The sequence below is a fragment of the Paenibacillus sp. R-74696 genome (assembly GCF_055814915.1).
Genome location: NZ_JBPULM010000025.1, coordinates 104,325 through 123,363 on the forward strand (window position 1 = coordinate 104,325; position 19,039 = coordinate 123,363).

Below are 19,039 nucleotides of genomic sequence, written 5' to 3' on the forward strand. Positions count from 1 at the left end.
TAGCTACTCCACCTTCCAAATTGTTGTTTCATCTATCCATTGCAGCGCTGCTTCCACATCGGGAGCAAGCACGTTAATGTGGCCCATTTTTCTTTTGTGAACGGCGTCCTTCTTGCCGTACAGATGCAGCTTCGGTGTTACGCCGAGGCGCACTGCCGCTTCATCCCGGGTTCCAAAACGCTGAATGACCGGCTCTACATGCTGGCCGAGCACATTCACCATCACGACTGGCGTCAGCAGGTCCGTACGGCCAAGCGGCAAATTGCATACCGCCCGCACATGCTGCTCGAACTGCGACGTATGTGCCGCTTCCATCGTGTAATGCCCGCTGTTATGCGGCCTTGGTGCCAGCTCATTCACATACAGCACTCCGTCAGCCGTCAAAAACAGCTCAACGGCAATCAATCCGACCGCGCCCAGCCCTTCGGCGATTTGCATCGCCAGCTGCTCGGCTCGGCGCTGAATGCCTTCTTCGATCCGGGCCGGCACAATCGACAAATGAAGAATATTGTCGATATGGATATTTTCCGCCGCTGGGAATGCTTTGACCTCGCCCTGCGGGCTGCGCGCCGCAATGACCGACAGCTCTTTTTCAAAGGAGATGAATTTCTCCAGCACAAGCTCGGTTTTAGCCCGGCTCAGCGTTTCATACGCCTCGTCGATCTCCTCCGCGGCGCGGATGACCCATTGCCCTTTGCCGTCGTAGCCGCCAGTCGCTGTTTTTAATACGCACGGCAGGCCTAAACGTTCAGCTTCTATATGAAGCTCTTCGCTGCTGCGAATTTCGCTGTAAGGCGCAACCTTCACGCCAGCCGCCTCAATCGCCCGCTTCTCCCGCAGCCGATGCTGCGTCGTATAAAGCAGCTTGCTGCCTTGCGGCACGTAAGATTCCTTCATCAGCATCGCGGCAACTTCAGCATTCACATTTTCAAACTCATACGTAATGACATCTGAACGCTGCGCCAGCTCGCGCGCTGCCTCATGATTGTCATAGGCGCCGACCACTTGATCTGCGACTTGTCCGCAAGGCGAATCCACCGCTGGATCAAGCGCGACGAATTTGTAGCCCATCGTGCTGCCTGCGAGCGCCATCATCCGGCCCAATTGCCCGCCGCCGAGTACGCCGATTGTGCTGCCTGGCAGCAGCGTGCGGATGTTATCCGGCCGCTGCTTGTCCGCTTCGACCATCATAGCGTCTCACTGCTTTCGAGCACTTCCTGCTTGACGCGCTCGCGCCGTGCGATCACGCGTGCCTGAATGTCCGGATCGAACGCGCCCAGCATCTGTGCGGCCAGCAGTCCAGCATTCGTGCCGCCAGCATTTCCGATTGCTACTGTAGCTACCGGAATGCCGCCCGGCATTTGCACGATAGATAGCAGCGAGTCGAGACCGCTGAGATTCGAAGATTTGACAGGAACGCCAATAACCGGCAGCACCGTTTTGGCGGCGACCATGCCGGGAAGATGTGCAGCTCCGCCAGCCCCCGCGATAATGACCTTAAGTCCGCGCTCCACTGCCGTTTCCGCATATTCAAACATTAAATCGGGCGTTCTGTGCGCCGACACAACCTTTTTCTCATAAGGAATTTGGAGCTCTTCCAGCACATCGCAAGCCAGTTTCATTGTATCCCAATCCGACTTGCTGCCCATGATGACGCCTACCTTCGCAGACATGCGTTCAAACCTTCTTTCATCTATATAATAGGTAAACCATATAAAACCGTAGCTTGACGCTTTCCTTACCCTCTAAACTGCCCGATTTCAACAGAAAAATCCCGACAGCTACCGTAAGAGTATTAATCATACGTATGCTGCGGGACCCGAGCCGAGCGCACAGCGCAGCCTCCCGACTTCCGGGAACCGCTTGGCGCTCTTTATGCCTGAAGTAAGCCGCCACTTCCGCAACCTTGCAAAAAACAAGGCACAAAGTAGCACAAGGCTGCCCTAAGGTGAAACGACAGACGCCATCCTTGGCGGCGCGGCGCGTTTCATTCCGAGAAATATAGAGAAAGGATAACGAAATGATATCCTTGCCTATATTTTAAGGTGAAACGGCTATCGCCGTCCTTGAACGGCAAGCTTCGTCTCGCGGAGAACCAGACGCCGAATATAAGTGTAAAACTTATACTACTTATACTTGCTTCTTGTTCAAAAAAGGCAGCTCAAGCATACCAGCTTCAAGCTTGCTCGTAGTCCGAAAATTGTGGTTTTCGGGTAGATACTTTCGGGCCAATTCCCGAGATTATACGAGACCAACACTATAATAAACGGATTGCTCCGCTACTGACCTCTTCCAGTTTATCTAATCCCCACGGGGCTGTCAACAAAATACGAACGTTGAAAAGAGTAGCTTTTATTAAAGTTCGTTTTTGGCAGGTAAAATATCATAATATGACAGGAATCTACTCGGGATTACGCGCAGACAGCTATAAGTGAAGTGGATTTATGGGAGGAATATTCGCAGGGCCCTGCTTATTTGTCGAGAGGGTTTCCAAGGCCTCCGCAGAATAACACAGTACGAATGTAAATTTCATTCATTTATGAAAAAGGAAGCGGAGGAAATAGAGCTACCTTTACCCGTCCCCTTATAGAGAACCAAAAAACAGATCAAACATGGCAAGCAATACCTGACCAAATTCAACCTGTTTTTTAATTTATAAAGTGATGCTATATTTTATTCAGTTAACATTGCTAGAAACTCTTCGAAACTCGCACTAGTAAAATATGTGACCGGTTCTAAGTCTGCTGATTCTTCATGATTCCAAACACATACAGAAGGCTCCTTAGCATTATCACGATAGTCTAAACATACAAAATCACCTGCAAATAAAACCGCAATCGGCAACAACTCGGTACCTACTAAATCCTCATCTGAAACAATTCGTTCATCCAACTGGGTTCTAACTACACCAATATCATAAAACTCATCATCTCTATCCCCGGTTACCTTTAGTATGCATAAAAACCTATCAATCGTATAACTATGACCATTACATACAAAGCTATCTTTTATTGGAGAAGAACCATTATATTTCGAAATAAATTGTTTGTATGCTTCTGGTAATTCAATTCTCCATTTACGCTCTTTTTCAGCTAGTAAAGTATTATCTGGCAATGGATAAATGATAAACCCATCCTTAAATTCCATACCTATACCTCCCGACTTTATTTACCTTGGGGCATCTGCCCACATGCCTGCTGTTCTTCCACCATTATGAGGTATAATATTGTGAATACCAAATGGAACCAGCTCCATTTTACCAGGTACTTCCGTGTGATGCCAAGTCATCCCTTTTTTTGTACCACCTATCTGCTCATCTAGCCACTTAAACTGCTCTTTGTCAGATAGCTTCCAAAAACTTTCTGGCAGATGGACTGTTTTTTCAACAACACCTGCTCCTGCAAAATCAGCAAATCCATATCTCATTCCATCTACTTTATTTACTTTAATATCAGGTATAAGGCCTTTTGACACTGCCAATTCCTTTATTTTTCTTTTTTGAGAAGCAGATAAGCTATCTCCATTTGGGATGGTATCATCCCAAGACCAAGGCTTATTGGAGTCAATGCATTCTTTGTAGATTTTGGCATAGTCTTCAATGACCTCATCAAATTTCTTAATGCCATTAATAAAATCATCTATATTTTTATGATTGACTGTATTGCCAATATGCCCCGTCCCCTCAGCCTCTCGCTTCAGTCGATCCATTTCTTCCAAATATCGCTTCTGCACTTCTGTTTTTGGGACTTCAATAGGCGGCTTGTTGTTGGGAAAAGAGTCCATAAATTGTATCCCATCAGGGGTCACAAGCTGATTGCCAAATTCTAGTCCTCGGCCACTTCCTGCACCCTCCGGTTTTACCTCTGGACTTTTCGGAACCGTCGGTTCTATTCCTCCTGGCCCCTTTATCTTAACCGAGAACAATAAGCCGAGCACTCCGATTACATCCTGCACATGCTCCTTGGAATTCGGATCTTCTGGGGCAAATGCTCCCTGCACCATCCCGGTTAGGCCCAAGCTCAAATAATCCAAATACGCAGACACCGACTCATTCCGATTCTCCGTTCGATCAACATGTTCCTCCCATAGCGCTCCGGGTACACTGATCAAGCCCATCGTCGCGTTGTTAAAAAAATCATAGACCGAGTCGTTGCTCTTCGCTGCTCTATCCGCATGGGCATTGTATAAATCCTGTCCGATTTCGGCAATGCTATTACCTAATTTTTTGATCGCAGCCCATTCCACTGCCGCTTGGTTTTTCAACACGTTCCAGTTGAGTTCAAGTGTCTGTTTCGCATCCTGCCCAAACTTCTCCAGCATGCCCGGTTTTTCCTCGACGATCACTTCTTTTGGCGGTGGATCATACTTACTTAATGCCTGCATGCTCTGCAAAATCGTCAGCACGTTCAGCAGCCCGCTTTTCACTTGACCCTGCTGTACATCCGTTACTAATCCGCCCGCAGCGGTTCGAATCGTTTGCTGCAGCGCATGAATTTCCTTCAATTGCACCCTCGCCAGTTCTCCCATTGGACCCTGTGTTTGCGCCATCATCACCATAAACAAATAGCGAGCGTTGTCTGGTAGCGGTATCCGCGTCGTCAAATCCCCTTCCAGCGCAAACGATGGGTCATAGTCACACGCCAGCAGCGGCACCTGCTTGAAATAACTCGTCATATTCACGTTTGGAGCAAAATAACTTTCTGCTATGCCAAGCGCCTTCAGCTTCTCTCGGCTAATCTCCGCCTGTTTATGCATCTCCGCCATTAGCAGATGATTGCCAAACTGCTTGTACACCGCATACGCCGTTTGCGCCTTCGCGATCAGATCACGTTCGGCGAAGATCGCCTCCAGCTTCATTTCCGCATCCAGCTTCTCCGCCGCAGTCGCGCCTTGTAGGCCTGCGACCCGCTTCAGCTCCTTCACCAACGGATCGCTCGACCAGCGGTCCCGGCTGGCCTGCGGCAATATACGGTCGATCAGATTCGTCACCATCGGGCGGAAGGTGACCGGCACGGGCGTATAGCTGCCACCACCTGTCGTCCCTACCCGCTTCAACAGATCAAAACGCTCCAGTCCGCTGAGCCCCTTCGCCAGTTGTTTCGCTTCCTGCGCTGCTTCCGCCTGTACCCGCTCGATGCCCTTCAGCGCTTTGCTGATCACTTCCGTCATCTGCTCCGCTTCCTGCGTCAAACTCGTCAGTTGTCTCTGAATTCGCTCCAGATTACCCAGCACCGGCAAGGGGCGATCCCAGCTCGCGATCTTCCCGCTCACCCTTCGCCGCAGTTCATCTGTGTCTGCTCCGATTCGCACCATCTGCTGCTGCAGGCGCCTCACTTCATCCGGTTTAAATACAACCTGCTTATTTACCACTTTACTCCTCCTCGCTTCCCCGTCCTATCTCCCCGCTCCTTGGAAGTCATTGCGCACCGAGAAGCTTGATTCAAACATTGCGAAATCTCCATACTGGCACTTATGGCACTATTACTCTCGCTGCTCGTCGACTATCCTTTGATCTCCTGCATATTCGCTTGTGTCGCATCGTAACAATGCATATTAGCAAGTGAGTTGACTCTCCTAAATTAAAATCCCGCTTTACTTGAGCAAAACAATCTTCATTTACTTCTTGCAAATACGAAATTAGTAAGAGCCTCTTTACTTTGCAAAATGTTGTTACTTAAAAAAAGCAAAAAATCAAACTCCTCCGGATCAGAATCATACATCACCATTCCTGGATCAATATATGGTTCATAAATAATTTCACAAATCAAATCACTGTGGTTTATAAACTTAAACTTCCTCGTTTTTTTATCAATATAGTTATTTGAACATTCGAAATCACTTTTACAAATTTTATATTCTTTATTATCCATTAAAAAAAATGCATCATCATTTTTCACAAACACTCCAACCATAACTTCATCTTCCGTTAGTCCTGAAATCCCCTGCTCTTGTCTATCAACTGTATCTTTTTCTACAATTTTATAGCCCTCCCCAATCCAAATTGTGTATTTTTTGCATTCCGAATAATTTCGTAATATGACCATCTTACTCATAAAACCACTCCTTACAAGCTTTAATGAAATGGTCCCATACAAAATAAAAAATGAGCCTATACCATCAAATCTTTTTCCGGCATGCCCTATTGAACCATAGCTGACTTAAGTTTGTGGGTAGGCTCTAGTTGTTGAAAAATCATCTAATGGTTATTTAGCTTCATCATAAACAATTCAATCTAAGTCTTGCATCACTCTGATCGAGGCAGTCCGTATGCTTCTTAAGACTACCAAGCCCATCTAAAAACCTACAATATGAAGGAGAGTATGAGTCGCACAGGAAACTGCTATGACAATGCTTGCATCGAAGCGTTCCATAGCGTTCTTAAAAAGAAACTCATTTATTTGGAGCGCTCTAAAACTCGGGAGCAAGCACGCAAACGCATCTTTGAATACATCCTCTGCTTCTACAATGCTAAACGCAATCGGAATTCTAGATAATATTTCATCAATTGATGCAGCTTTTAAGTTAGTAAAATCTCCAACTGAACCAGTGCCCAGTTTAGATATATCTTCACCATATTTACCCGTCCCCCCAGTATCAACCTTAGGAACATCAATATCCCCTTTGCCTTTCGGGCCGGTATCCGACTTCCATATATTAGAGAACAAATCGCTGACGTCACCGGGGATGTTTTTTCCGCTTTGGACGACTACCGTTCCTCCGCCGACCAAGAGCCCCCAGCTTGCTACTTGGATGGGAGCTCCTGCCAAAGCACCAAATCCTGTTGCATACAGAGCCGTTCCCCCTACTTCTCCACCAACACCTCCTGCCATCGCCACGAGGCCGCCCACTAACATCACAGTATCGCCCGTTACTTTCCCAAGCTGACAGCCTACCGTATCCTTAGCCATTCCGCTTCCTTCATTATTACTCTCTACTACAAAAACATTCATTTGAATTTAGATGAAGACCGCCCATAAAGGCTTGTCTTCTATTTTTTGAACAATAATAAACCACATCAAGTCGTTACACTCGAATGTGGAATATTAGTTCAATTCGATTTACATATGTTAGATGTGTTTTTGGTTGAATTATTTATTATTCCGGTACCGGTAGCCAAACAGCTTAACCACTTACTATACATTTTTCTAACATCCATTTCTTTGCTTCATCTGATTTCAACAAAACTGGTTTCTCCAACGTACCGATATTAATACTTTTAATATGAGCTTCTTCTATACCTTTGATATTTATCAAAGTTACTCCGCTTAATAAAGTTTCTTCAAATGTCGCTACACTTATATCTATATTTTCTAGTCTTGCCCAACTAAAATCCGTTAAGTAAAACGATACATTAATCAAATTACAATCTACTAAATATGCATTTCTAAATATTGCTTCCCAACAATCACCTTTACTAAATCTACTACTTTTAATGACGCAATTAGAAAAATCTGTATATCTGAGATCTGATTTATAAAAATCACATTTATCCAAATATGCATTTTTAAATGTTGACGATGCTAATAATGATGTGTGAAAATCAATATTTTCCAGTTTGAGATCATCAAAAGTACACTCTATTAAATATGCTTGTTCAAGCAATATATCGGATAAATCAAAACTTCTTAAGTCCGCTTCATCTAACTTTAACATTTCTCCTTCTTTACCAGTTGTCTCAACCCACTTTTTATGCAAATGAAACATACTAAGAATATCTTCTTCCATTTTCTCACTCCTTAAGGATACCATACTATTCTATTTGCTATTCCTGCTTCATCAATAGCTTTCTTCAGTTGTTCAATATGCTCAGGCACCATTTTTTTTGTGTCAATAATCACGTTATTCCCTTTAGAAAACTCTTCATATATTTTTTGCATACCATTTTTAATAGAAAAGGCACCCTTTTTGGGATTTGTTATAGGCACTCCATTCCTACCACTTGGATATGATTCAAAACTTTTCACGTCCCACTTTAAGCCTGTAGCGGTGTCAATAAACTCTGCTCCCTTTTCTGCTTGGGGATCACGAATTATTCTTCCTAAATCGCCTCTTGCTTCTAATGCTAATCCAACATCTCTTTCATTTACATTTTTAGGTTCTATCTTCCCACCACTTGAAGGATCTCTTGCTAAATCCTCCAATCCTTTCTGATTTCTTCCTCCAGTATAGTTTCCTGCTTCATCATATAGATTGGGCTTACTTCCTTTACCCGTACCACCAGTATCAACCTTAGGAACATCAATATCCCCTTTGCCTTTCGGGCCACTATCGGACTTCCATATGTTAGAGAACAAATCGCTGACGTCACCGGGGATGTTTTTTGCACTTTGGACGACTACTGTTCCTCCGCCGACCAATAGCCCCCAGCTTGCTACTTGGATGGGAGCTCCAGCAAAACCACCAAGTCCAAATCCTGCTGCATATAGAGCCGTCCCCCCTACTTCTCCGCCAACACCTCCTGCCATCGCCATGAGACCGCCCACTAACATCACGGTATCGCCCGTTACTTTCCCGAGCTGATAGCTCACCGCATCCTTAGCCATTCCGCTTCCTTCATTATTACTCTCTACAACATGCTGTGCCAGGCCAAAAAACATGGCATCGTCCACCGCAGCTACGAATCCCCCACTGAAATCATAAAAGCCCTGCTTGCCCTGATTCAGTGCCGGTCCCAAATCTGCATACATTTCATTTAACCAAGCATCAGCTTGATTATAGCCTTCTATTACGATCTGCTTACCGCTTGTTAACCCTTCATTGAGCAGCTTCTCTAACTGCGCTGTTTTTTCCTGAAACCCGTCTAATACCTCTTTTCCTTCTGCTTGAATTTGCTTCCAACCGATCGCTAAGCTTTGTGTTACCTGTAAGGCGGTTTGTCTCCAGAATTTCTCCAGAGCCCCTTCTTCCTTACTATCTGTCTTCGGTACTTCTGGCTCCTTCGGCTGGGGGCCATATTTACTTAAGGCTTGGCTCGCTTGCAATATCGTCAGCAGGTCTTTTAAACCGCCCTTGACTTGACCCTGCTGCACAGCCGTGACTAATCCGCCCGCAGCGGTTCGAATCGTTTGCTGCAGCGCATGAATTTCCTTAAGCTGCACCCTCGCCAGTTCTCCCATTGGACCCTGCGTTTGCGCCATCATCACCATAAAGAGATAACGTGCATTGTCCGGCAGCGGCACCCGCGTCGTCAGATCCCCTTCCAGCGCAAACGACGGATCATAGTCACACGCCAGCAGCGGCACCTGCTTGAAATAGCTCGTCATATTCACATTTGGGGCAAAATAGCTTTCCGCTACCCCAAGCGCCTTCAGCTTCTCTCGGCTAATCTCCGCCTGCTTGTGCATCTCCGCCATCAGCAAATGATTGCCGAACTGCTTGTACACCGCATACGCCGTCTGCGCCTTCGCGATCAAATCCCGCTCGGCGAATATCGCCTCCAGCTTCATTTCCGCATCCAGCTTTTCCGCCGCGGTCGCGCCTTGCAGAACTGCGACCCGCCGCAGCTCCTTCACCAGCGGATCGCTCGACCAGCGGTCCCGGCTGGCCTGTGGCAAGATCCGGTCGATTAGGTTTGTTACCATCGGACGGAAGGTGACGGGCACGGGCGTATAGCTGCCGCCACCTGTCGTCCCCACCCGCTTCAACAGGTCAAAACGCTCCAGTCCGCTGAGCCCCTTCGCCAGCTGTTTCGCTTCCTGCGCTGCTTCCGCCTGCACCCGCTCGATACCCTTCAGCGCTTTGCTGATCACTTCCGTCATCTGCTCCGCTTCCTGCGTCAAACTCGTCAGCTGCCTTTGGATTTGCTCCAGGTTGCTCAGCATCGGCAATGAGCGGTCCCAGCTTGCTAGCTTCCCGCTCACCCGCCGACGTAGCTCATCCGTATCAGCTCCGATTCGCACCATTTGCTGCTGCAGGCGCTTTACTTCATCCGGTTTAAATACAACCTGCTTGCCTGCCATTTCACACCTCCTCGCTTACCCGTTCTATCTCCCCGTGCCTTGGAAGTCATTGCGCACCGAGAAGCTTGATTCAAACATCGCGATATCCCCGTATTGAAAACGATACGTCTGACCGCTATAACTCACACTGCTGAGCGGCTGTCCTTCAATTTCCCACATATTTGCTTGCGGCGCGTCATACCGAATTTCCGGATTTGCCTTGCGCTCTTGCTGGTAGGCGCTCAGGTCAAAATGAACCATCAGGTAGCCGTTTTTCAAAAACGCAGCCTCACTGCCATTGAGTGCCCCGCCGTTTTGCCTTGCCACCTCTAAAATATTCGTGCCCTTCGGCAGCACATACGGCGCGATCGGCAAGCTATACTCCCCGTACCACCGCTGCACGCTCCGCAGCGCTTGCACCGCATTCACACTAGCTGGCACCTGTGAACCGCTTGGGCCCACTAGCGTGCGGGACGCATACGACAGCTCTTCTAGGCTGTATCCTGCACTAATAACCGTTTTCCGCGTAATGTAGTGCTTCCAAAACTTCTCCCAGGAAGCGCCAAATCGATTCGCTGGGGATAACAGATAATCATATTCATAGCTCGCTGCTTGGCTCAGCGAGGTCGTCGTCACCCCGCGCAGCAAATCCGCCAGCTGATACGTTCGGCTGTACAGCTCCTGATCTCGCGCCGAGCCGACCTTAATCAGCTTGTTCCGTGGACCGGATACGTCGTAGTACAAGTCCACCTCCTGCGCGCTTCCGCCCTGCTTGCTCACAAACCAGAAGCTCGGCTGGATTTGGATGCCTGCGTCCTTGCCGCTGTAGCTGCCGATCGTCTCAAAGTAGAACGAGATCGGGTACCCATTATGCGGCACCGTGGCCGCTTCCCTTGGATGCGAGCCTGGTCGAATCGGCAATAGCCGTGAAGGCTGGCTCGCTAGCGCCGTCTCTTCTCGGTCCTTCGTGCGTCCACCGGATTCATAGACATAACCCGAATGCTGCTTCGAGCCTTTCCCTGTGCGAAAGACGGTTTCATAGCGCAGATCGCCAATGTCCGTGATGGTGAAATCCGAAATCCGACCTTGCACTGTGAAGAGCAGTGTACGGCTCGCTCCATAGTTGGCGAGATCACCATTCAAATCCGTCTGATACGCCGATGAGCCCTCTGGCGTATTAATCGCCCACGCCTGCGTCACCGCATCGTAGTTCCCTTCTGGTACCCACACCGGAATCCGGTACGTTTGCTTCGCTGCTCCGACGGGATAATCGATCCACGTTTGCGCCGGATAGAAGGTGCTGCCGTGGTACACATCAAACGGGAATACAATCCGTTTGTTTCGCGTATATCTCGCATAGTCCCGGTTGCCGTATCCGAGCTGATTCAAATGCTGCGCCGTCTCGTCAAAGTCGACGGAAAACTCCCGTCCCAGCACAAGCACCGTTCGCGCCATATTCGGGATAACGCTCTGATCAAAGCCGCGGTTTTCATCCGGTGCTTCGGAATCATTAACCACGGGGGTATGTACGGTCACCGTGTTGAGTCCGTCAATCGGGAACGTTTGAACATCCCCTTCGCCATTGATGCTCAGCAGGCTCTCGTACGACAGGATGCCATCACTCGGCTCATCCCGGCTGTTCGCCCGGGTCCCAGGAATGACCAAGCCGCTCTCGTAGAGCACATCTTCCCCGATCTCCTCGGCTTCTAAGATGTCGATCGGCTCTGGCGTTTCATCGTCCTGCTGCACGTCGTCCATAATCACGGAGCCGTCAAAATCCAGACGATCATTCCATACCTTGATGCGTCCAACCTGCCCCTCTGCTTCTTCGGTCCAGTCCTCCGACGGCACGCTCGGACGGCTGCTGCCGCCATCAATCGTTTCCCCTGACAGCACTTTCGCACTGTATGGTGGCTTCTCCATATGCTCGGCCGTCACGCCCCCTTGTACATCCGGCGCAGTATAGCCATTTGGCAGCAGTGTAATCGCTCCATAGGGCAGCGCATATTGATTCAGCGTCGCTTGCTTAAGTCCCCAAGCATCGAACGTCGTGATTTCCCAATAGGAAAACGGACGTTCCACGTCATAGATATTCGTCACCGTTTCGGTTTCCTGATGGCGAACCGTTCTCGTTCTCGGGTTGCCGTCCGCATCTTCACCATCCGATTCCTCGGTTTCCCACTTCAACGTATATGTTTTGGACACGGGTATTTTAAACGTACAGGTGCCGATTTCTTGATCAAATGTATAGTCAAAGAGATACGCTTTGCCGAATACATTGGCATACAGCGCGTCACTGCTCGGAATTCCCTTGCTCACATCAAACTGCTCTGCCCCTCGCGCATCTGCCCGAATCTCACCACGTGCATCCGGCGTTATGGAGGTTTGACTTCGACTTAGGCCCGGCGTCGGAACGCACATGTCGGAAGCCTCGCAGCTATCTCCAGCGCAGCCTACTCTAATGACGCGACTGGCAATGAGGTCATATCCATCCTTTTGCCAGCGCACCGTTATTTTCGCTGTCCCCTCACGATGCGCTTCAATCGTTCCACTCGGTGTCACACTGACAACAGCCGAACGATCTGAACTCCAGACCGCCGCAGGGGGATTAACGGCATACCACGTATCTGAGCCCTCGAAGCCTTGCGTCAACACTTCACCACGCAGCAAGGTACTTTCGCCAACCTGGGTAATTTCATCCCCTACGATTCGTATTTCTTTCGTTTGTTTATCTTCGCCTCGCCATGTTATTTTTGCATTAAATTCGTATTCAACTGTATATTTGGTTGGTGTGCCTGGAGTAGTAATTGAAAAGGGGGTTTGAGTTGTATAACTAGGACCACCCGTTTTTACCTTATATACTAGTTTTTTGCTCAAATCTCCATTTGGGTAAAGACTTACCCCCTCGTAAGCATCATCATTTTCATCATCCACAAATACATGCTCGTCTCTATTTCCTGATATATACCATTTCTCCAAATCATTCTGAGCATGTTGATTATCATTAGCATCTCTAAAGACAGTAGGAGCATATGGCTCCATATCCGTTACTCCTGTAAAACTAGTAATGACAGGATATGGGTTATTAACCGTTCCAATATTTCTAGCATCTACATAAGCATCATAGCCCGCCCTACCCGCTTCCTCAGATTCTGCTCTGAAAAATCCGTTATCCAACTGATACCACACTATTTTTGGATGAACATCTTGTATATTAATGACAGGATAGGTTTTGGTCTGCTTGCGGACTGGGCCGGTCGGGCTTACCGTAGGAGGTCCAGCTGTAGGAGCTAGTGAACTAGCAGTGATTTGAGCTTCTGCTGCTGCAGCCCTCCATTCCTGCAGTGCCCATACCCCAGTAATTAGAAAACTAAAAAGAAATAAAACCTGAATAGTCTTTTTTAAATTCATACTTTTCATCCTTCATCATCGGTTAAGACGTATAATGCCCCATGTGCCGTCTGCCGCCTTAATATCAATAGCTCCGTCTGGATATCTCGATTTTTGCCAAAATCTCACTGGTTCACCTATTGGTAAAAAATCTGCAAACGTTTGATGTTTCTGTAAAGGCCCGAATCGATTTGGCACTGTTGTATAACCATACACATCAAACAAATCTTCCTTACTATGAATTCGGGATCCTGCTATCCAGTCAAATGAATTCGAATAGGAGGTAGGATCAGCAAACTCTACTGCTGCCGTGACTGTAACTTCCGTATAAATACTAAATGAGGTCCCTTGTACACGCGTAAACATATCTGCAAAAATACTCCGATCCTCACTGCCTAGCGGTTGCAAGTTATCTACAACGATAAAACGATTCATAACCATCGTGCCTCTGTTATATTTCAACGCCAAATCCTTCCCCATGACATCATAGATGGTAGCCGGCTTCTTACTTAGCGATATCCCACCTGTCGCTTTACCCAAACTAACCGCATTCGTCCCATACACGCCTACTTCTCTTAGTTCATTTAAACCTTTATAACTCTCAGCCTTGCTTCCCTCTATTTTTAAATATCGATAGATCATTACAGCCACTTCTGCACGTGTGGTCGTATCATTTAGGCCAAAGCTATCATCCGGTTTTCCTTTCATCAGACCCGTTCCGCGTGCTATCGCTATGTAAGGTACTTGAGTCTTGCTAATCCCAACTTTATACGTTTCCGTAAATGGCAAAAGCGTTCCTTCCACTTCCTTTAGTGCCTTTGCAAAGCTTTCCTCACTGCGAACTAGACCTTGCGTGAACCACTTCGCCATATCAAATCTAGTCATCGCTTGATTCGGATTAAATTTCCCGCCCGCTGCATCGCCTGATTTAATAAAGCCCGCTCCAACTGCACTATTAATCGCACTCGCTGCCCAGTAGCTGCTTGGCACATCCGTAAAGCTAACCTTGCTGCCGTCATTTTTATTGTTCGTTATGCGCACCAATACGCTAGCTAGTTCCGCACGTGTAATCAGCCCATTAGGCTTAAACGTTCCATTTGCATACCCTTTTAAATAGCCATCTGCTACCGCCTGCTTAATTGTCGCTTCTGCCCAATGTCCCTTTATATCTGTAAAAGCCGGAGCGACAGACGCACTTGCATACGTTTGACTTAAACCTGGCTGACTTGATTCGCTAATTGCTTGTTCTTTAGCTTGGACGCCTCCACTTGAGACAAGCATCCCTACTGCTAGCAGTCCTACTGCTATGTTTAATTTGTATTTATTCATTGTTATGTTCTCTCCTTTTGAGCTCTAATGAAATGTCCCATACAAAATAAAAAACGAGCCTATACCATCTAATCTTGTTCCAGCATGCTCTATTGAGCCATAGCAGACTTAAGTTTGTGGCTAGGCTCTAGTTGTTGAAAAATCTTTTAATGGCTGGACAGTCGAATCATAAACAATTCAGTCATTTGCTCTACTTTTTTATGGTTAAATTTCTTCTGCCATGTAAATAAATAAAGTTTTTAATCTCTTCCCAGTTGCGAAGCTCATTAATTTCTTTAATTTCTTGAAACAACCCCCTCTACTTGAAAAGGTAATTCACGCTCTTAGAATTCATCTATTAATTTTTCTATATAGATTGCGAAATAATATATCTGTTTCTCGAAATAGCAATCCTGTATCATGGCCTATTGCCAAAAAAATTCTCTATATTGGGTCGGTAAAACAGAACCTATCGATTCTTCACACTTCCCCACTTCCAACTCGGAAAAGCCATGAATTTCATTGTTATTTTCCACTTTATATACACGCGACATACTTACTATCTCTTTCATATCCACTAATAGTACCTACCTAGTTAGTGTTTTACCCGATTAATTTATGCTACCTTCTTGATATTTTAGCCTCAGTTCATGAAATGGAAACCTTTCAGAACCTCCCAACCCTTTATCATCAACAATAACTATATTATCTCTTCTTATCATTACAGGTGTATCTCCGTTTGATTCCAATAAGCACTCGCCATTTACTTTGTTCATAATGCTTCCTACAAATCTCATCAATTCATTTATTCCGTTAGAATGATCGCTATAGATATCAAACCACATTTTATATTTGAAATTTAATCCATAATCTTCACTTCGAAAATTTACACTATCACCACCTTCTGTAATACTTACATTAAATCCGTCAGTTATTACTTCAAGTTCTACATCGGAATTAGTTATTATCTCACCATTACATAAAATCTCAGTAACAGTTTCCTTTAAATATTCAAAATCATAATCTCCAACTAAAAAGAATAAATAAAACATATAAAACCCCTCCAATTCTATGGATAAAGCCTAATGAATTTCCCATCTTTTATGATGAGTAATTCTTCTAATGTATCTAACTTATATTCTTTAAACTGTTTAGCTACATCATCAACCAATCCTGAAAAATCGTCCAAATTAATGACAATTCGACTTGCTTGTTTTTCAGTTTTTCCTTTTACCGTATCCCAAATATTTCTTACAGGTGTATTGGCTTTAGGTGAGTAACAGTCAAATGCTTTGCCATCTATCAAAAAGTCTGGACTAGAGTTTTTTTTATTCCATAGCCATTGCCACCCTTTGTATCAGGCAGCATTTCAATATCATGACCTAAGTTCGCTAAAAGATCCGCTGCTTCATTTTGAAGTTCTTTCGGCCGAGGATCATTAGGGTCGGGCTTTTCATACTTGCCTTTAGGTTTGCCTCCCGAAGAAAGTGTCGTCCCTGTAATTTCAACTTCATCCGTCCCCTATGTTGTGAGCTTAAAATTACAAATTAAGAAGGTGGCAACTGGTTGTCCAATTACCACCTTTAAAATCGCGCCTTCCTTGATATCTACTCTTTATTAGAACTGTTATCTTTTACCCATCTTGCAGCTTCATTACCTACTAGAATTACTGGATTTTCTGCTGTACCGATATTAATGCTATGAAAATTGGCCTCATCAATTCCTTTAATATTTTTCAATATTACTCCATTAAATGATACATTCTCAAACCTTGATTCACTTATATCTACATTATCTAAACTTGCGTTGCTAAAGTCTGTTAACGTAAAACTAATAGCCGACAAATTGCAATCTATCAAAATGGCATTTTCAAAAATCGCTTCCCAACAATCACTTCTAGCAAACCTAACGCTAGTTAAAGTTGCATTAGAAAAATTAGTATATGATAAATCTGATTTATAGAAGTCACAGGTATCTATATTAGCATTTTCATAAGTTGATGAGCATAAAACAGATGCATGAAAATCCACATTTTTTAAGTTAAGATCATCAAAAATACAATTTATTATATTTGCTTGTTCCAAAAATCGATCAGAAAAATCAAAATTTCTAAAATCTACTTCCTGCAACCTTAATTTATCTCCTTCTTTACCACTTGTCTCAACCCATTTTTTATGCAGTTCAAATTTGCTATTAATATTTTGTATCATTTTTCCACTTTCCTCCTTAAGGGTACCATATTATTCTATCCGATACTCCTGATTCCTCAATTGCTTTCTTTAGTTGTTCAACATGTTCAGGTGCCAATTTTCTTGTATCTATAATTACATTATGACCCCTTTCAAATTCTGTATATATTTTTTGCATACCTTTTTCAACTTTAAAAGCACCATCACGCACCTTAGTGATAGGTATTCCGTTATGGCCCAATGGATATGATTCAAAGCTTTTTATATCCCACTTGATTCCTGTAGTTGTATCAATAAATTCCGCTCCTTTAGATTCTTGTAGGTCACGAACAATTCTACCAAGAATGCCCCTACCTTCTAAATCAAGACCTATATCTCTTTCTTTCAATCCTTGTTCTTCTATTCTTAGAGCATGGGAGGGATCTCTTGCTAAATCCTCCAACTCCGCTTGAGTTCTCCCCCCAGTATAGTTTCCTGCTTCATCATATAGATTAGGCTTATTACCTTTACCTGTCCCCTCAGCCTCTCGCTTCAGCCGCTCCATCTCTTCCAGATATCGTTTCTGCACTTCCGTTTTTGGGACTTCAATAGGCGGCTTTTTGTTGGGAAAAGAGTCCATAAATTGTATCCCATCAGGGGTCACAAGCTGATTGCCAAATCCTAGTCCACGGCCACTTCCTGCAGCCTCCGGTTTGACCTCTGGGCTTTTCGGAACCGTCGGTTCTATTCCTCCTGGCCCCTTTATTTTAACCGAGAACAATAAGCCGAGCACTCCGATTACATCCTGCACATGCTCCTTGGAATTCGGATTTTCTGGGGCAAATGCTCCCTGCACCATCCCGGTTAGACCCAAGCTCAAATAATCCAAATACGCAGACACCGACTCATTCCGATTCTCCGTTCGATCAACATGTTCCTCCCATAGCGCTCCGGGTACACTGATCAAGCCCATCGTCGCATTGTTAAAAAAATCATAGACCGAGTCGTTGCTCTTGTTCGCTCGATCAACGTGAGCATTATATAAATCGGTTGTAATTTCAGCTATGCTATTTCCGGTTTGCTTGATCGCAGCCCATTCCACTGCCCCTTGGTTTTTCAAAAAATTCCAGTTCAGTTCAAGGGTACGCATCGCATCCTGCCCAAACTTCTCCAGCATACCTGGTTTTTCCTCGACAATGACTTCCTTTGGCGGTGGATCATACTTACTTAATGCCTGCATGCTCTGCAAAATCGTCAGCACGTTCAGCAGCCCGCTTTTTACTTGCCCCTGCTGTACATCCGAGACTAATCCTCCTGCAGCGGTTCGAATCGTTTGCTGCAGCGCATGAATTTCCTTGAGCTGCACCCTCGCCAGTTCGCCCATTGGACCCTGCGTTTGCGCCATCATCACCATAAACAAATAGCGCGCATTGTCCGGTAGCGGCACCCTTGTTGTCAGATCCCCTTCCAGCGCGAACGATGGATCATAGTCACACGCCAGCAGCGGCACCTGCTTGAAATAGCTCGTCATATTCACGTTCGGGGCAAAATAACTTTCCGCTATGCCAAGCGCCTTCAGCTTCTCCCGGCTGATCTCCGCCTGTTTATGCATCTCCGCCATCAGCAGATGATTCCCGAACTGCTTGTATACCGCATACGCTGTCTGCGCCTTCGCGATCAGATCACGCTCTGCGAATATCGCCTCCAGCTTCATTTCCGCATCCAGCTTCTCCGCCGCGGTCGCTCCTTGCAGGCCTGCGACCCGCCGCAGCTCCTTCACCAACGGATCGCTGGACCAGCGGTCCCGGCTGGCCTGCGGCAATATCCGGTCGATTAGGTTTGTTACCATCGGGCGGAAGGTGACCGGCACCGGTGTGTAGCTGCCACCACCTTTCGTCCCTACCCGCTTCAACAGGTCAAAACGCTCCAGTCCGCTGAGTCCCTTCGCCAGTTGCTTCGCTTCTTGCGCTGCTTCCGCCTGCACCCGCTCGATGCCCTTCAGCGCTTTGCTGATCACTTCTGTCATCTGCTCGGCTTCCTGCGTCAAAGTCGTCAACTGCCTTTGGATTTGCTCCATGCTCCCAAGCACTGGCAAGGGACGATCCCAGCTCGCGATCTTCCCGCTCACCCGTCGCCGTAGCTCATCCGTATCTGCCCCGATTCGCACCATCTGCTGCTGCAGGCGCCTCACTTCATCCGGTTTAAATACAACCTGCTTTCCAGCCATTGTACACC

13 protein-coding genes, 1 pseudogene and 1 riboswitch are annotated in these 19,039 nt (G+C 46.2%); of the genes and pseudogenes, 1 reads left to right on the top strand and 13 read right to left on the bottom strand.

All coding sequences use genetic code 11. The features are described 5' to 3' along the window. Nucleotides 1-3: 3 nt before the first annotated feature. The 5 genes from purK to ACSR9A_RS07910 all read right to left on the bottom strand — a co-directional run bounded on the left by purK (nucleotide 4) and on the right by ACSR9A_RS07910 (nucleotide 6,053). Nucleotides 4-1,188, bottom strand: coding sequence for a 5-(carboxyamino)imidazole ribonucleotide synthase (gene purK, locus ACSR9A_RS07890; protein WP_473756803.1), 1,185 nt, complete (start codon nucleotides 1,186-1,188; stop codon nucleotides 4-6). Next, entirely contained in the window at nucleotides 1,188-1,673 is a 486-nt protein-coding gene (gene purE / locus ACSR9A_RS07895) for a 5-(carboxyamino)imidazole ribonucleotide mutase (protein WP_341281087.1), read from the bottom strand. Before purE ends, purK begins: the two co-directional genes overlap by 1 nt. A gap of 496 nt (nucleotides 1,674-2,169) precedes the next feature. Beyond that, nucleotides 2,170-2,269, bottom strand: a riboswitch (purine riboswitch). Between the two features lie 404 nt (nucleotides 2,270-2,673). After that, nucleotides 2,674-3,147 (bottom strand): SMI1/KNR4 family protein, encoded by a 474-nt coding sequence (locus ACSR9A_RS07900; protein ID WP_341281086.1) that lies wholly within the window; start codon nucleotides 3,145-3,147, stop codon nucleotides 2,674-2,676. Between the two features lie 21 nt (nucleotides 3,148-3,168). Beyond that, nucleotides 3,169-5,370: an HNH endonuclease signature motif containing protein gene (locus ACSR9A_RS07905; RefSeq protein ID WP_473756535.1), complete on the bottom strand. Its 2,202-nt coding sequence runs from the start codon at nucleotides 5,368-5,370 to the stop codon at nucleotides 3,169-3,171. 242 nt (nucleotides 5,371-5,612) lie between these two features. Then, nucleotides 5,613-6,053 carry a hypothetical protein gene (locus ACSR9A_RS07910; RefSeq protein ID WP_473756536.1) on the bottom strand — a complete coding sequence of 147 codons (441 nt, stop codon included), beginning with the start codon at nucleotides 6,051-6,053 and terminating at the stop codon, nucleotides 5,613-5,615. Between the two features lie 183 nt (nucleotides 6,054-6,236). Here ACSR9A_RS07910 and ACSR9A_RS07915 point away from each other — a divergent pair. Further along, a pseudogene (locus tag ACSR9A_RS07915) lies at nucleotides 6,237-6,494 on the top strand (IS3 family transposase); the annotation flags it as partial. Between the two features lie 628 nt (nucleotides 6,495-7,122). Here ACSR9A_RS07915 and ACSR9A_RS07920 read toward each other — a convergent pair. The 8 genes from ACSR9A_RS07920 to ACSR9A_RS07955 form a co-directional block, all read right to left on the bottom strand. Beyond that, on the bottom strand, nucleotides 7,123-7,725 hold the full coding sequence (locus ACSR9A_RS07920) for a pentapeptide repeat-containing protein (protein WP_473756537.1): 603 nt from the start codon (nucleotides 7,723-7,725) through the stop codon (nucleotides 7,123-7,125). Nucleotides 7,726-7,736: 11 nt separating this feature from the next. Next, complete coding sequence (locus ACSR9A_RS07925) at nucleotides 7,737-9,959, bottom strand: hypothetical protein (RefSeq protein ID WP_473756538.1); 2,223 nt, start codon at nucleotides 9,957-9,959, stop codon at nucleotides 7,737-7,739. Nucleotides 9,960-9,983: 24 nt separating this feature from the next. Next, complete coding sequence (locus ACSR9A_RS07930; RefSeq protein ID WP_473756539.1) at nucleotides 9,984-13,349, bottom strand: DUF5704 domain-containing protein; 3,366 nt, start codon at nucleotides 13,347-13,349, stop codon at nucleotides 9,984-9,986. A 15-nt stretch (nucleotides 13,350-13,364) separates the two neighbouring features. Continuing rightward, nucleotides 13,365-14,657 (bottom strand): S-layer homology domain-containing protein, encoded by a 1,293-nt coding sequence (locus ACSR9A_RS07935; RefSeq protein ID WP_473756540.1) that lies wholly within the window; start codon nucleotides 14,655-14,657, stop codon nucleotides 13,365-13,367. A gap of 590 nt (nucleotides 14,658-15,247) precedes the next feature. Continuing rightward, nucleotides 15,248-15,688: a hypothetical protein gene (locus ACSR9A_RS07940; RefSeq protein ID WP_473756541.1), complete on the bottom strand. Its 441-nt coding sequence runs from the start codon at nucleotides 15,686-15,688 to the stop codon at nucleotides 15,248-15,250. Between the two features lie 17 nt (nucleotides 15,689-15,705). Then, on the bottom strand, nucleotides 15,706-15,942 hold the full coding sequence (locus ACSR9A_RS07945; protein WP_473756542.1) for a CdiA C-terminal domain-containing protein: 237 nt from the start codon (nucleotides 15,940-15,942) through the stop codon (nucleotides 15,706-15,708). A 301-nt stretch (nucleotides 15,943-16,243) separates the two neighbouring features. Next, nucleotides 16,244-16,846, bottom strand: a complete 603-nt coding sequence (locus ACSR9A_RS07950; protein ID WP_473756543.1) for a pentapeptide repeat-containing protein — start codon at nucleotides 16,844-16,846, stop codon at nucleotides 16,244-16,246. 16 nt (nucleotides 16,847-16,862) lie between these two features. After that, nucleotides 16,863-19,031: a hypothetical protein gene (locus ACSR9A_RS07955; protein WP_473756544.1), complete on the bottom strand. Its 2,169-nt coding sequence runs from the start codon at nucleotides 19,029-19,031 to the stop codon at nucleotides 16,863-16,865. Between the last annotated feature and the right edge of the window lie 8 nt (nucleotides 19,032-19,039).

What these genes read in the sequence shown, in the direction of transcription:
- purK (WP_473756803.1), bottom strand. Translation starts at nt 1,188, where the DNA reads ATGGTCGAAGCGGACAAGCAGCGGCCGGATAACATCCGCACGCTGCTG.
- purE (WP_341281087.1), bottom strand. Translation starts at nt 1,673, where the DNA reads ATGTCTGCGAAGGTAGGCGTCATCATGGGCAGCAAGTCGGATTGGGAT.
- ACSR9A_RS07900 (WP_341281086.1), bottom strand. Translation starts at nt 3,147, where the DNA reads ATGGAATTTAAGGATGGGTTTATCATTTATCCATTGCCAGATAATACT.
- ACSR9A_RS07910 (WP_473756536.1), bottom strand. Translation starts at nt 6,053, where the DNA reads ATGAGTAAGATGGTCATATTACGAAATTATTCGGAATGCAAAAAATAC.
- ACSR9A_RS07920 (WP_473756537.1), bottom strand. Translation starts at nt 7,725, where the DNA reads ATGGAAGAAGATATTCTTAGTATGTTTCATTTGCATAAAAAGTGGGTT.
- ACSR9A_RS07925 (WP_473756538.1), bottom strand. Translation starts at nt 9,959, where the DNA reads ATGGCAGGCAAGCAGGTTGTATTTAAACCGGATGAAGTAAAGCGCCTG.
- ACSR9A_RS07930 (WP_473756539.1), bottom strand. Translation starts at nt 13,349, where the DNA reads ATGAATTTAAAAAAGACTATTCAGGTTTTATTTCTTTTTAGTTTTCTA.
- ACSR9A_RS07935 (WP_473756540.1), bottom strand. Translation starts at nt 14,657, where the DNA reads ATGAATAAATACAAATTAAACATAGCAGTAGGACTGCTAGCAGTAGGG.
- ACSR9A_RS07940 (WP_473756541.1), bottom strand. Translation starts at nt 15,688, where the DNA reads ATGTTTTATTTATTCTTTTTAGTTGGAGATTATGATTTTGAATATTTA.
- ACSR9A_RS07950 (WP_473756543.1), bottom strand. Translation starts at nt 16,846, where the DNA reads ATGATACAAAATATTAATAGCAAATTTGAACTGCATAAAAAATGGGTT.
- ACSR9A_RS07955 (WP_473756544.1), bottom strand. Translation starts at nt 19,031, where the DNA reads ATGGCTGGAAAGCAGGTTGTATTTAAACCGGATGAAGTGAGGCGCCTG.